The organism is Anaeromassilibacillus sp. Marseille-P3371, assembly GCF_900169665.1.
Lineage (GTDB): Bacteria > Bacillota > Clostridia > Oscillospirales > Acutalibacteraceae > Anaeromassilibacillus.
This window is the reverse complement of sequence record NZ_LT835157.1, coordinates 686,978-702,481: the sequence shown is the minus strand read 5'-3', so window position 1 is coordinate 702,481 and position 15,504 is coordinate 686,978. Positions and strand designations below refer to the sequence as shown.

Here is a 15,504-nt window from a genome sequence, read left to right as displayed (position 1 = left end):
CCCAGACGGTTTATTTTGGGTAACATAAATGTATGTGCAATATGACCCTTGTAAAAAGCAGGCCGTTTTTCAAAAATTGGCCTATGAAGGGGAATGTGCCCACAGCGACTGAGCACTGTGGGCACATCCTAAAGGGTTCACAAGGAAAACTTCCGGATAAAATAGTCGATGAGTCCATTCCGGATTTGACGGCTGCTATTCTTACTCTTAAATAGTTCCACTATCCAGCCGCCAATATTTTCCTTGTTCAGATATACAAGCACTTTTCGTCGAAACAGATTCTTAGTTAAAATGCTCGTAGTGGGCATAGAGCTTTCGTACACTGGCAAAATCTACCGTATTTTTATAAAACATCCAGATTTGTAGCGCCCTTTGTTGCCTAATATGGGCATCTGACGCCTTTCATTTCCACGATATTTTTATGGAAGATTTTAGCCAATGGTTACTGTGCAATGTTTAACTGCATTCTGGCCCGACAGCGTTGTATAAACGCCCGTACTCTGGCCCGGTGTACCAATTGCATACACTCGGTAGTAGTAATCATTGCCAACTTTAGCAACGAACTGGGTCTTCAGCACATCGCCATTGCCGACCGTAAAGCTCGGCGTGAGGTTGTTGCCGTTGACAACGGTCATCTTGAAGCAGTATGCGCTGCCTCTCTTCAAGGTGAAGTTGACCGTCGTGTCGGAAACCACCTGAGCAGCCGCCTGCGCGGTGGTAGCGGCGCCGACAATCGAGGTGCCGGTAGATCCATAGGTGTTCGCGCTTGCAGAGCTTCCCGAGCTGCTGGAAGAGCTGCTATGGCTGTTCGTCGTCTTGACCTTCAACTGGTCCTTAGCATCCTGCAAAGCGTCGGTCATTGCATCGACTTCAGCCTGGTTGTCTTCGCTCAGGGTTGCATCCGCCGCCATAATCTTAGCTTCCGCCAGCGTGTCTTTCAAAGCGGCAACAGAGGCTGCTGTGTATTTGTTCAAATTCATACCTTCAACGGAAGCAATCAAAGCATTCAAAGCACTCTTATCCGCCACTTTGCGCAGGGCTTCCATTGCTGCGTTCAGAGTTTCTGTGGCCTCTTCCACTTCTTCCTGCGTGGCTTGGTCGTCGTACAGGACATCTTCTGCATGGGCCAATGCGTCGTTAAATGCGTCCTTGCCTGCGTCGACATATTTGTCCAAATCCAGATTTTGTGCCTTCTCAATCACAGTGCGAAGCATATCCTTTGTAGAGCCACGGACCAAACCGAGAAGAGCTTCTTCCAGTGTTTTTGCTGCATTTGTGATCTCATCCGCCAAAGCATCCGGGTCGTCATAGACCTTCTGTGCAGCCTCATAGGCATCCTTGAATGCGGTTACGCCCTGGATGAACTCACTCGTGTCGATTTTTTCCGCTACAGACAGCAGGTATTCCAGATAGGTCTTGCTGCCACTCTGGAAGGAAAGGTTGTGCATTGCGTCAATCAAAGCGTTCCATGCCGCATCAATTTCTTCCTGCGTAGCGGTGGGGTTCTTATAAACAGTGTTTGCATTTTCAAGTGCTTCTTCAAAGTCTTCCAGAACGCTGGGGATCACGCCTTCGATCTCATCCTCGCAAGCGTTGGCCGCCTCGATGGTTGCGAGCAGGATGCTCTTATCCACCGTGATGAAGGCAAAGGTCAGTTCGTCCGCCTCGCCTGCCTGGAGTGTGTAGGTGAAGGAATCGGCATCATCGAAATCAACTGCTTCACCATTAAGGGTGACGCCTGCGATCTCTCTACCCTCTACTGCAGGTTCAAAGGTCAAGGTGACGGTCTCGCCCGTTTCAAAGGTGTTCTCATAATCGCCCACCAAGTTGGCAATCGTCTGCTCTTCGCCATTGACGAACAGCTTGACGTTGGTGCCATACTGGACGGACAGGTTGCTGTTTCCGCTCTCTTCCGGAGCCTTTACATTGACAGTGGTCTCCAACGGGAGATTGTCGGAGCTGGTGCCCACCAGGATAGCGCGTTCGCCTTCTGCGACTGTCCACTTATCCTTGGTGCCGTCCGCACGAGTTACATATTCCCCATTGGTATTCCAATAGGACAGGGAACGCTGGGAAATCGAAATGCTTACCTCGCGGGATTCGCCCGGTTGCAAATCTTCCACGCGTGCAAAACCTGCCAGCTGTTTTTCCGCCATCTGTACGCCGTTCGGAACTTCCGCTGCGCCAAGGTAAACCTGTGCAACTTCATCGCCCGCTACGTCGCCAGTATTGGTGACGGTAAAGGTCACATCAAAGCCATTTTCATCGTTCTCTTCCACCTTCATGTCGGAATAAGCAAAGGTGGTGTAGGACAGGCCATGGCCAAAGTCAAACAGAGGAGCGATGTCCTCGCTGTCATACCAACGATAGCCGGTCATGATGCCCTCGGTGTAGTAAACCGAATTCTTCGGCTGGTTCACACCGTCGCCGGTTTCCTCTTCGCTCTTCTTGAGGCGCTCTTCAAAGTGCTCCTGGCTGTCGGTAACCGGGGTCTCGTTGTCGTACATCATAAAGGTCTGTGCCAACTTGCCGCTCGGGTTGACTTCGCCAAGCAGGATCCGTGCGGTTGCGAGGCCACCTTCCTGGCCAGGATACCACATCTCGAGCACAGCGTCTACATCGTTGATCCATTTGTCCATCGTTACGGCGCCGCCGTTGTTGAGCACGACCGTAACCTTATTGCCGTTTTCTTTTGCCGCCTCGATGACTTCCATCAGCAGTGCTTCCTGATCCTCAGGGAGTGCCAGGCTGCAGTCTTCGATGGTATTGCCTTCTGCGCCGGTGGATCTCCAAGCAAAGAAGACGACATTGTCATTTTCGCTTGCAATGCGGATTGCTTCGTCATGGTTCTCCTGCTTCTGGCTCGGGGTAATCCAGCCCAGGCGGATCTGGAGGTCCTTCAGATCCAGAGCTGCAACGCCCGTGATCTTTACTTTATAGAGCTTGCCAGCTTCCAGGGTAACCGTGGAGTTGCTGATGTCCATGCCGGTGGAGGTGCAGATCACGTTGTTCCACGGCCACTGCGAGCCTTCACGCAAGGACATGTTGCCAAGGGATTTCTCCTGTTCGTCAACGGTGATCTTTCCGCTGATGGTGCCGCCGATTCCGGAGAGTACCATGGTGTATTCACCGTCTTCCGGCGCCTTGAGGTAGGTTTCCAAAGTATAGGCAGAACCATTTTCAAAGGCTGTGCCATCCGGGCCATTCTTATAGGTCTTTGTTCCAGTATTGAAGTTGATGTCTTCCTCGATCTTTGCAACCGTTCCGGTCTCATAGCCTTCCATGTCGATCGGGTCGGTCTTGCCCATCCAGAAGATCTGTCCATTGATCTCAACCGGCGTGCCCGGGTTGCCTTCTACGCCATACTTGCGCAAAACGCCGTTCTGCTCGCCGTTTTCATCCTGATACAGGTATTCTGCCGGGATCGTGGTTCCCACGATGTCGAGGCCTGCCGTCGCTTCGATGTTGGCATCCTCGCCTGCAATTTCCATCATCCGGTCATACGGACTGACCATCCGGCTCAATGTTCCGAAGGAACGCTCCTGGCCGCTGCCGCCCGCGATCGGGTTGACCGCGCCAAGGCCGATCATACCAACAGAGGAATTGGAAGCATCCAGCGGGAGGGTTTCGTTATCGTTCTTGAGAAGGACTGCGCCCTTTTCCGCAACTTCCAAAGCGATGTCCTGATTCTCTGCCAAGAGGCCGTCGTCTACTTGTTCTGCATAGGTGTCGGGCAGCTTGATCGGCTCGGTACGGCCCGGCTCTTCTTTGACGTAGCCCTTGCCGTCCAGCTCGACCAGATACAGATAGCCAACTTTGCCCATAGCGTTGAGCACATGGCTGACCGCCTCGTCCACATCGTCCCAAGTCATCTCGCCGTTGGCGATCTTTTCTTCGGTCGCCGCCTGCGTATTCTGGCTGGCAGAAGGCATCTCGAGATCCGTGCCCTTGTCCAGCGTATACGCATGGTTGCCGCCCCAGTCGGTCACAGTGAAGCCGTCAAATCCCCACTCGTCGCGGAGAATATCGAGCTGCAATTCCGTGCTTGCGGAAGCCCAAGCGCCGTTTACGCCGTTGTAAGAGGACATCACGGATGCTGCGTCCGCTTCATGGATAGCCGCCTCAAACGGAGCAAGATAGAGCTCATGCAACGTCTGCTCGTCAACCTGCACATCCACTGCGCCGCCCGGCGTGCTGTCCTGTGCGAACACTGCGAAGTGCTTCAAAGTTGCGATGACATTCTGATCCTGGATACCTTCGGTCTCGCTGACTGCCAAACGGGACAGCAGGAACGGATCCTCGCCCATCTGGTCCTTGCTGCGGCCAAAGTGTGCCGTACGGGTAATATCAAACTGAGAACCAAGCTGTACATTGCCGGAGATGGCCTTGTTCTCAGAACCGCTGATCTTGCCGTAGTCATAAGCGAGGTCGGTGCTCCAGGTGGAGGCCAACATCTGCTCAATCGGCGGGTTGGTGGTGTCGTAAATAGAAGTTACGCCATCCGGGCCGTCAAACATGCGCAGCTCCGGAATTCCCAAGCGCGGAACGCCCGCAAGGCTGCCTGCGTCCGCAACGCCGGCCTTTTCGCCGCCGCCCAACAGAGAGAACTTCTCTTCTGTTGTCATGGTGTTGATGAGCGCCTCGACCTTCTCATCGCGGACTTCCTGGCTCTCAACAACCAGATATTTCTCATCGTAGGTGTCCGGGAACGTGGTCTTTTCCAGGTTCGGGTCACCGATGTCTGTGTATTTCGCAGTACGTTCGTCAGCAATCTGGCCGTCCCAGTTCAGACCAAAGCCAAAGCTGTACGCATTGCCGTCGCTGTCCACATAGACTTCCATATCGTGGTAGCCATCCTCATAGGCGGTCTCCACAGCTTCCATGCTGGCGGGCATATTGACCGGCAGCAGGCCGCTCGGTTCCGTCTGGCCGGAAATCACTTCCATGAAGGCATCCGGCGATACACTGGTGCCGATGAGCATTGCATCCACAGAGGGTTCAAATTCAGAAACGACCATCGGGTTCTCCATGCTGAGGATAAAGATGATCGGCTTGTCGCCCATCAATTCCACGGTTTCCTGAATCAGTTCCAGGTTTTCCGGAGTACCCGCATGGGTGTTGCCCTTTCTGGAGCGGTTGGACTTATAATCGCCCTTGGACTCGTCCGGGGTCTCGTTATACTGAACCAGCGTGCCGTCTGCATGATACCAGTCGTATCCGATGCTGACTTCGCGCATTGCGTCCGCCGTATATTCGCCATAGGTCAAGTTCTGCGGACGGCCGTCGGTGTATTCCATCGCCATACTCGGGGACTCCAATTCGATGATGGCGAAATCCGCTTCGCTTGCCGCCTGCGCCTTAGCCTCGTCGCTCGGCATCTCCCCGTTCTCCGTCGCTTGTACCAGCGTATCCGGGACGTTATAGTATTTCTGCACGGTATCCAAGCTGATGACCGGCTCGACCTTTGTACTGGAACCGCTGCCACCACCCGGGAAACCTGGGAAGCCGCCTCCGCCGCTGGATTCCTTGAGCGGCACATAAGCGGTCAGCTCTTCGCCGTCCTCTGCCTGAAGCGGCAGGGTGTTGTTGGAGTTCTTCGTCATGATGACAGCGTCCTTATGGGTTTCATACGCCGTCTCGTTCAATTCCGGAGAACCGACAAAGGATTTTGCATAGCCCGGGTCCACATACGGATCCTCGAACAGGCCCAGGTTGAAGATCACTTTCAGGATGCGGGTTGCCGAAGCCTCGGTCAGCTCGTCCATGAATTCCTCTCCCAGAGCTTCAATGCCGTACTCCTCGCTGCCGTTGACGCCCATATCATAGGCTGCCAGCATGTCTTCCATGACGTATTCGTCGCTGTCCAGGCCGCCCATCTGGTCAACGCCTGCCAGCATGCTGGCCAGGATACGGTACGGACGGTTGTAGCCCTTGCCAGGCTCCAAGCCCCAAGGCGTATCCGCGCCGCCCATGCCTTCATGGCTTCCATGGATTTTCCAGTCTGTGCAGACCAGGCCGTCATAGTTGAGGTCTTCGCGCAGACGCTCCTGGACAATGTACTTGCTGAAGCCGTTCGCTACGTTTGCGCCGCTCGGGTCCTGGTTAAACGGGATCGTATAATACGGCATTACGCCTGCGGACTGCTTAGTTGTGTCCTTGTATTCCTCTGCGAATCCTGCGCCCTTTACAAAATATTGCAGGATTTCTTCAAAATTGCCGGCAGGGTAAACGCCGAATTTTCCGTCGTCCTTGTGGGCGTCAAATCCGAACTCACCGGTGCCGCCGCTGGGCCAGTGCTTTGCAATGGTTGCAACGCTGCCGGTGCCCCAGCCTTCGTCGATGCCGTAGTCATTCTCCTGATAGTTGTCGTCGGTCTGCATCGCTTCGATAAAGGAGCTAGCCATGTCCGCCGCCAACTCTGGGTCTTCCGAGAAAGCACTGCTGTTTCTGGACCATCTTGGCTCGGTGATGAGGTCCATTTGCGGCCCAAGCATCATTTGGATGCCGATTGCGCGGTACTCAGCAGCTGTAATATCGCCGTATGTATAGGCGGTATCCGCATCAAAGGTTGCTGCAATCCCCATGTTGTTGGGCCACTTCGAAACTGTGCCGCCCGGCTCCGTTGTCTCGATCGTGCCGGAATCGACGATTCCCGTATGGCGCGGGTCCGTGCTCGTTACGACCGGGATGCCGAACATTTCAGGCGTATCCTCCGCCCAATATTGGAGCTTGTTGTTGGCTTCCGCCATGGTATCCGCCGCCGACGTGCTTCTCGTCAGGTTGAAGCGGGTGCCTTCTTTCATCTCTTCCTTAGTCTTACCCGTCGACCCATGGGTCATCAGGGCCAAACGCTGCTCCGTGCTGAGCTGTGCCGCCAAAGACTTTGCACGCTCCAAGCTGGAAAGACGCCAGTCCTCATATGTATCGAGCTTGCCGTTCTGGTTCAAATCTTTGAAGTAATAGCCAGAGGCCTCTTCATACAGGATATCGACGTTGGATGTCGCCGAATGGGACAGGGTTGCGCCTCCCTCATTGAGGACATAGCGCACATCTTTGTAATACTCATAGCTGCTGTCGGGAATCTCCGTATTGGTAAAATCGGTTCCCATGGAGATCACCGTACTTCCCCCCTGCTGGGCGGCCTGCGCTTCGCCAACCGGCGCTGCAACCGTGGTCCCCAACAGAATTGCTGCTGTCAGCAAGGAGAGGATTCTGTTCTTGTTCATGCTTGCTCCTCCTTCATTCGTTTCTCTTGGACCTATTCCTCTCTACCCACTGGTTATATCAATAAAAATCGACCACCCCCATTCATTTTATTGTCAGTATTGTCTCTCTTGATGCTTAATCTATCAAATTATGATAATGAAATCAATAATTATGCGCGTAAAGTCGTTATGTGGCGCAACTGGATTTCTTTGCCAATCAAAACTATATTTAGCTTGTAAATTCTAACAACAAACTTACTCCTATTTATTGACTTTCCGTACATAATCCGATATCCTGGTGATAGATTCTACAAAAAATGCGTGTCGGAGGTGGGATGTTTTATGATTTCTATTGCCTATTGCGACGATGAACACGCAGCATTGCAGCTCTATCCAGGCCAGGTGCGCTCTGCATTTTTACAACATCACCGTCCTGTGCAGATCGATTGTTTCCAACAGCCGCAAGCCCTGATGGAACGTATTGCCACCAACAATGGTTATAATCTCCTGTTCTTAGATATAAGCATGCCGCAGATGGACGGGATCGAACTCGGCCGGCAGCTTCGAAGAATCGCCGACGATGTTCTGATTGTATTTGTCTCCAGCCATGAGGAATTAGTCTTTGAGTCGTTTCAGGTGACGCCTTTCCGGTTTATCCGTAAGGGCCATTTTTACCAGGATTTAGAAGAATGTGTTCCTGCAATGATTACAGAACTTGAAAAACGCCAGACTGAGATACAAATCGGCAATGGCAAAGAAGTCTACCGGATTGCCCCTTACAAGATTCTTTATATTGAGAGCAGCGACAAGATACAACGGTTGTCTACTCTTCAAGGGACCGTGGAGATTCGCTATAAACTGAAGGATTTGGAAGCCCTATTGGAGGATTATGGATTTATCCGGGTCCACAAGGGTTATCTGGTAAACGCCCGTTTTATCGCTCGGGTAAATAAACGGGAGGTTGTCTTGAACACTGGGGAATCCATCCCGTTAAGCAAATACCGGGTCGACCAAGTCTTGGAAGAATTGGAGCGGGTGACCTGAATATGGATGTCTTTTGCCGGTGGTTCAATCTTTATCTGGAAGCCTTTGCACTGTTCTGGCTATTGGAACACAATTATAGGTTCCGCTGGGATTACCCATGCCTTCGGGCGATCAAGTATCTGTTGGCATTGCTATCGATTGTTCTATTTCATTTGGACCCGGTCACCTCCTATTTTTCCACCCCGAACTTTGGCCTTTATTTTGGCGTACTGATCGGAATAGGCCTCTCTTTCTGTCTGCTTCTGCGGGGAAATATGGCATGCAAAAGCCTAACGGCAGTCGTCTGTATCAACGTTCTGATCGAAATCCATCTATTTATTGGTACACAGCTATATTCGCATTTTTCTTCACATTCACAATGGGTTTATTTACTTCTCACAAAAGCCATTTTAGCCATCGCTTTATTTCTGATGGTCCGTTTTCCCATCCACGTGGAATACGCCCTGCCGCGCAATTATTATTTCTTGATGTTTTTAGCAATCGCTATCACACTCACCATTCGAACCATTACCCTATATTTGCAACTGGATGCTTTAAACAATCTTGGCTTGTTGACTTTATATCTGGCTCTGTACTGTATTTATGGAAACCTATTGCAGGACTATGGGAAAAAGGTCCATTTTGAATGGGCAAACAATCAGCTGAGCATGCAGATCAACAGTTGGAAAGATATCGAAACCATGTATCACGAGTTGCGAGAGCTTCGGCACGACCTTAAGAATCATATGCTCTCTATGCAGGCGCTTTTGGATCAACACGATTACGAGGCTCTGAGTTCTTATTTTAGCCAATTCAACGACTCACGCCTTCTTCTCAAGCAAGTCATCCAAACCGGTTATCCGGTTTTGGACGCTGTCCTGAATGCCAAAAGTGCACAGTGTTCTATCAAGGGCATTCCGATCGATACAAAAGCTATGATCTCCCAAAAAATCACTCTGCCCTCTGAAGAACTCTGTTCGATCCTGTGCAACTTGATCGATAATGCCATTGAGGCATCGGAGAGAGCGCCGGAAAAAGACATTCGTGTGGAAATAAAGGCTGCCAAAGGATTTATCTCTTTAAAAATTCGCAACAAATACCCGCACGACCCGCGCGGAAACAATCCTTTCCTAGCAACGACCAAAGAAAATGCTGCACAGCACGGCATCGGGATGGGAATCGTCCGCGGTATAGTGAAGAAGTACAAGGGCACCTTCTCTTTTTCTTACGAAAATGGCTACGTGCATGCAAATGTCCTGTTGCCACTGGAAAGCGACGTTTATCAATCTAAAATTGCCTGATAAAGGACATTTTAAAGCCGAAAGTAGCCATAACATCTATGTCTATAACAACAAAATAAATAACACAAAAATCCCACGGAATAGGATTCTATTTTGAGATCTCTTTCCGTGGGATTTTGTCATTTAAAAATACTTTTTGTACACAAGGATTTAATGAAGCCGTTCGGTTTGTTAGCTATTTCTATATGAAACATATATGTAAATAACCATATAATTCATTGACATATATCTACATAATTGTTATGATTAAATCAATAAAATTTTTGAAGAACAATTTTATGCTATAATTATTTAGAAAGGATGTGAGAAATTTAGAACTTTACGGAAGAATATGGAAAAGATTGATAGGAGGAGAACGAATTGAAAAGGCAGTTTTTGGCGAGACGGCTCACAGCAATGGCTTGTACAGCCGCCTTGCTTGTCAGCAGTGTCCCTTTATCGTGGGTTCAAGCAGTCGCTTACAAGCAGGAACCGGTCAAAATTCCTCAGTTTCTAATGACAGCAACCGCTTCCAGCGAAGAAAGTAAAAGCGATACCTGCTATGCATCCTATGCCATAGACGGGGACACCGGCACTATGTGGCATACCCGTTGGAGTTCCACTGCATCCGCCCCTCACTGGCTATCTGTTGACTTGGGGCGGACTGTTGAACTTGCAAAATTGACCTATCTGCCAAGACAGGACGGAAATCAAAATGGTTATGTTCAGGAGTACGAGATTTCGGTTAGCACCGACGGCCAAACCTATACGCCGGTTCTCGATGGGACTTGGGCGTGCGATATGGCCGAAAAAGAAGCGGTCTTTTCTACACCCGTTTCAGCACGTTATGTACGTTTGGAAGCGGTTGGCGCGTCCATGGCCTCGTGTGCAGAATGCAATATCTTTGCCGCTTCCAGTGTCTATACACCGCTTTGGTCCCTGCTAGAACAAGCGTATGATATTCTAAATGAGGCAGAAGTTGGCGACGGTATTCATCAGTTTCCTCAGGAACAGATGGAATTGTTCCAGCAAGCAGTCGATGACGCTGAATTGAAAGCTGCATCCCTCTCCGAGTCCGATGAGAGCGCTATCCAGGCGGCAGCGGATGCATTGGAACATGCAATCAACACTTTCCAGGCATCCCAAAACATGTATAGCCGGGAAGATCTCAAGGAACTTCTCGCCCAGGCACAGGCGCTTTTGGAGAACACCGGCACCGGAACAGGGGATGGCGAGGCATCCCAGTTGGCCAAAAACGCCTTTACAGAAGCAATTCAAAAGGCTGAAGGTGTTTTTCAGGAACCTTCTTCCAGCAACATGCAGATCCACATGGCGTACGAGACATTGGAAACTGCACGGGCAACCTTCCAAGACCATATTGTCACCGATCAGAAATCCTTGGCGGGGGTATGGGAATTAAAGCTGGGTTCTTATTCTCCAGAAGATGGCGCGCTCTCGGATACATGCATCTTACCCGGGACCTTGGATGAAAATAAAAAGGGAAACAAGAACACTTCTGTTAACACCAATCATTTGAACCGTAAATATACATATACCGGTGACGCAGTCTATCAAAAGACGGTTTTTATCCCGGACAACTGGGCTTGCAAACACGTTACTTTCCTGATGGAGCGCACCAAAAATACACGGGTTTGGGTGAACGGACAAGAACAAACCAATTATAACGCAAATGATACTCTGGGAACGGCTCAGGAGTATGTATTGACCGGGCTGATTCCCGGACAGGAAAACACCCTGACGGTGCAGGTCCGCAATACGGACTATGCTGTTTCGACCGGCAGCCATATGTTGACGGAAGAAACCGTGACCAACTGGAATGGTATTCTAGGAAAAATTGAGCTGAAAGCCACCGATCCCGTTTTTATTAAAGATGTTCGAATCTACCCGGACATTCATGCAAAAACAGCGCAGGCAAAGATCACCATCGCCAATACAACGGGACAGGCTATTCATGGGACGTTGGCCTTACAAGCACACAGCTATAATCATGAAGGTTCGGTTCATACTGTACCACAGGCCGTTCAAGAGTTTACTCTTGGGGCGGATGAGGAAGAACAGGAAATCGAAGTTACATACCATATGGGAGAAGAAGTCCGACTTTGGTCGGAGTTTGACCCATCCATGTATGAGATGACAGTCACCCTGAATTCTGAAGAGAACTTTGCGGATGCCTTTGTCGAAAGCTTTGGTATGCGCGAATTCAAGACTTCCGGCACAAAATTTACCATCAATGGAATTACCACCTTTATGCGCGGCGAAGGAAATTCCGCTGTATTTCCGCTCACGGGTTACCCATATATGACGAAAGCGGAATGGCTCGACTTTTTCTCCAAGGCGCAAGCACTCGGAATCAACTTCTTCCGCTTCCATTCTTGGACACCTCCAGAGGCCGCATTTGAAGCGGCTGATGAGCTCGGAATCTACATGCAGCCGGAACTCTATGGATTTGGAGGAACTCCTTTCTCTGAGTATTACGATGAGGAAGCCGTCCGAATCCTTCACTATCTGGCAAACCATCCGTCTTTTGTGATGTTTGCATGGGGCAACGAGCTTGATACCACCGGAAGCAACCGGGATGGAGCTAACGCGTTGCGGGAACTCTGCCGGAGCGTGGACAACACCCGTTTGTATGCAGAAGGCAGCAACAACAATTATTGGTCGCCTTCCTTCAATACCGGGGATGATTACTGGACAACCTGCAAGACAAAAGCCAATTCGGACCCATATCATACCCGTATCTCGTTTTCTTGGGTGGACGCTGCCTCCGGTGGGGCGCTGGAATCCATGCAGCCCAATACAACCTTTAACTACCAGCACGCTATCAGCGAGATCGACAAGCCACTGATGAATCACGAGGCGGGCCAGTACCAGGTCCTACCGTTGTTTGACGAAGAAATTCCAAAGTATGAGAAAGGCGTCTTTGAAGCGCGCAATCTACAATACTACCGAGATCTCATGGAGAGTAAGGGCCTGCTGTATATGAACGAGATCTTTTCAAAGGTCTCTGCCCGCGTGTCCGCCATCGGCTATCGTGCCGATCTAGAAACTGCGCTGCGCACGCCGGGTATGGCAGGCTATCAGTTGCTGAGCATCCAAGATTTCCCTGGCCAGGGAACCGCACACGTCGGTATTTTGGACAATTTCATGGAAGATAAGCCCGGCGGATTTACCAAGGAACAGTATAAAAGTTTCAATGATCCGGTTGTCATCCTGGCCCAGCTTCCGAAACTTGTTCTGACCAACGACGAAATGCTCACAGGAACGATCTCCATTGTCAACTACGGCCCGACGGCTCTGGCTGGCATTGCCGGACAGTGGACGTTGAAAAATGGCGATACGATCCTTGCAAAAGGCTCCCTGAACCCCATGGATGTCGCACAAGGCGGTGTCACAGATATTGGAACCTTCCATACCTCTCTGGCATCTGTCACAGATGCCGCCAAGCTGACCCTAGAGGTATCCGCAGAATCGATCGGTTCTAACAGCTATGATCTATGGGTCTACCCAAATCAGCTTACCCCTACCGTCCCCTCGAATGTGCTGGTTTCTACCAATATGGATCAGGCCACGCTTGAGGCACTGGAAAATGGAGAAAACGTTCTGTTCCTGCCGGAACCCAGCTTGAAAACCATCCCTGACAGCGTGGCTGTCCGTTGGACGACGGACTATTGGAGCAAGATGTTCCACCGATCCGACCGCGACGCACACACCATGGGGATGTACATACAAAACGATCATCCGATCTTCCGCTATTTCCCCACAGAGTATTTTAGCGACTACCAATGGTTCAATCTGATGAAAGGGTCCCGCGCAGTTGTCCTTGACGATGCACCAGCCGATTTGGAACCGCTTGCCTGGAACATCGATCACATGGAGTGGAGCCGAAAGCTCGGCAGCCTCTTTGAAGCAACCGTTGGAAAAGGAAAGTTGGTGGTTTGCACCTTCGATCTGCTCAATCAAATGGATGAATACCCAGAGGCTAAACAGCTCTATTACAGCATTCTCCAGTACATGTCCTCCGATGAATTCCAGCCGAAAGTCGAGCTGACACCCGCATATCTAACAAAAACTTTCCTGGAAAAGACCAATATCAACCCCTATGACACGGTTGAAGCAGAGACTTATACAGAAGGAAGCGGCAACTTTAAAACAGAAAGCGGTACTGATGAGTCCGGCGAATCGGAGACCGCCCTTGGAGGAATCAACAGCGGAAATTGGGTCCTGTACGAAAACGTGGACTTTGGGCTGAATGGCTGTTCAAAAATGACAATCAATGGTTCAAATAACAACAATTCTCCACAGATTATAGAGGTGCGTTTGGATTCCCCTACCGGCGAACTGGTAACAACCTTGGAATTCGAAAAAACCGGCCCCTGGAACGAATACAAGTCACAGACATTCGACATCCCACGCATTTCCGGTCTGCACGATTTGGTGCTGGTCTTCAAAAATGGCTCTATCGCTCTCAATTCCTTCTGGTTTGAAGAGGGAACCGTACAATATATCAGCCCCTATGAAAAAATGGAACCGGAATCTGCCGCGGGTGATATCGAGATCACGGATATAGATGGCGGAAGCCACGTAATTATGCAAAATTATGTCAGTGCCATCACTGACCAAGTTGAGATACAATTCAATCATGTTGAATTTGGCAGTTATGGTTCCAAAGAGGTTACTATCCAAGGACGTACTCTCAACGGGCAGGATGTTCATGGGTATCTCCGCTATAACGACAATGGAACGGAAAAGACCATTCCCTTTGTCTTTAAAGCTGGCGAAGGCGAGTCCTATGAACTCTCCTCTGAAACATTCTTTAAGCAAACTGTCCCCGCGAAGGGGATTAAAGGCCCACAAAATCTGGTCATCGGCTTCGAGAAAGGGACTCGCTTTGATCTGGAAGCAATTGTCTTTACAAGCTATGAGCATGCACCAGTAGTGAACCCCGATTATGAAACCGCTATGCAGGAAGCCGCCGAAATATTCTCCAAGGTAGAAAACCGTCCGCTTCTTTATACCGAAGAAACTTGGACGATTTTTGAAGCAGCCTATGCGGAAGCAGCAAAGGTCGATTTGGAGGACAACGATGCAGTCGCAAAGGCGGCATCGCAATTGCAAGCTGCCATCGACGGTCTACTTCTATCCGGAAAGAGTAAATCCGCATATACCACCACCTACGCAAGAAATTATGACACTGTTGACGGATCGGTCAAACTGGAACGGGAAGCGCCCGATCAAGTGGTAGGTGGGTTTGACAAGGGGGAAACTCTCTTCTACGATGGCCTCGACTTTGGTACAACAGGAGCATGTAAACTGACGGTACGTGCCGCAAACGGCCGTTCTGACTGGGAGAACGAAAAAGTAGCCGTACTTCGCTTCCATTATGGAGACGGTGACAAAGACTATGTTGACGTTACCATTTTGCAGACGGGCGGATGGGATGCTTCTCACGATGCAAACTTTTCTGTAGAAATCCCCGCGTCCAGCTGGGGCGGTGTAAAGGATGTATCCATCGAATTGTTGGAAGGTGCAGTAGCTCTTCACTCGTTCATTTTTGAAGAAGAAGTGAATCAAGACCCACAGCTGTTGACCGTACAGTGGAGCAGCAATGCAGCGGTGGAAGTGGAAGGGAATGCAGATGTGGTGATCTCCACGGATGCAATCTACGGCGCGAAAGTGATGCCGGGCGAAGATCTGACCTTTACCTTCACCCCGACCGACGGCGCATTTGCCAGTGCACAGCTCAACGGAGAGGACATCCCGTTTGAGGCAAACGGCTTTACGTACACCTACACGATGCCGAATGAGAGCGCGAGCCTGCGCTTTACCTTTACGAAGGTGGACAAGGACATCTTGAAGATTGTCCTGGATGAGGCGAACAACGTAACGCAGGAGGACATCGACCGCCTGGTGCCGGAAGTACGGGAAATCTTTGTGAATGCCCGGACCAACGCGCAGGAGGTCTACGACGATCCAGC

The 15,504-nt window shown here is 50.4% G+C and carries 4 protein-coding genes; 3 read left to right on the top strand and 1 reads right to left on the bottom strand.

Features of this window, described 5'->3' with window-relative positions; translation table 11 throughout:
- Window positions 1–431 precede the first annotated feature (431 nt).
- Window positions 432–7,226 carry a glycoside hydrolase family 3 N-terminal domain-containing protein gene (locus tag B9Y59_RS02020; RefSeq protein WP_085531507.1) on the bottom strand — a complete coding sequence of 2,265 codons (6,795 nt, stop codon included), beginning with the start codon at window positions 7,224–7,226 and terminating at the stop codon, window positions 432–434.
- Window positions 7,227–7,547: 321 nt separating this feature from the next.
- Here B9Y59_RS02020 and B9Y59_RS02015 point away from each other — a divergent pair, with 321 nt between their 5' ends.
- The 3 genes from B9Y59_RS02015 to B9Y59_RS02005 form a co-directional block, all read left to right on the top strand.
- Window positions 7,548–8,249 (top strand): LytR/AlgR family response regulator transcription factor, encoded by a 702-nt coding sequence (locus B9Y59_RS02015; RefSeq protein WP_054324850.1) that lies wholly within the window; start codon window positions 7,548–7,550, stop codon window positions 8,247–8,249.
- Between the two features lie 2 nt (window positions 8,250–8,251).
- A complete protein-coding gene (locus tag B9Y59_RS02010; protein WP_054324849.1) occupies window positions 8,252–9,529 on the top strand; it encodes a sensor histidine kinase in 1,278 nt (425 codons plus the stop codon).
- A gap of 360 nt (window positions 9,530–9,889) precedes the next feature.
- Window positions 9,890–15,504: carbohydrate-binding protein (locus B9Y59_RS02005; protein ID WP_085531505.1), on the top strand; the 5,615-nt coding region annotated here is incomplete at its 3' end.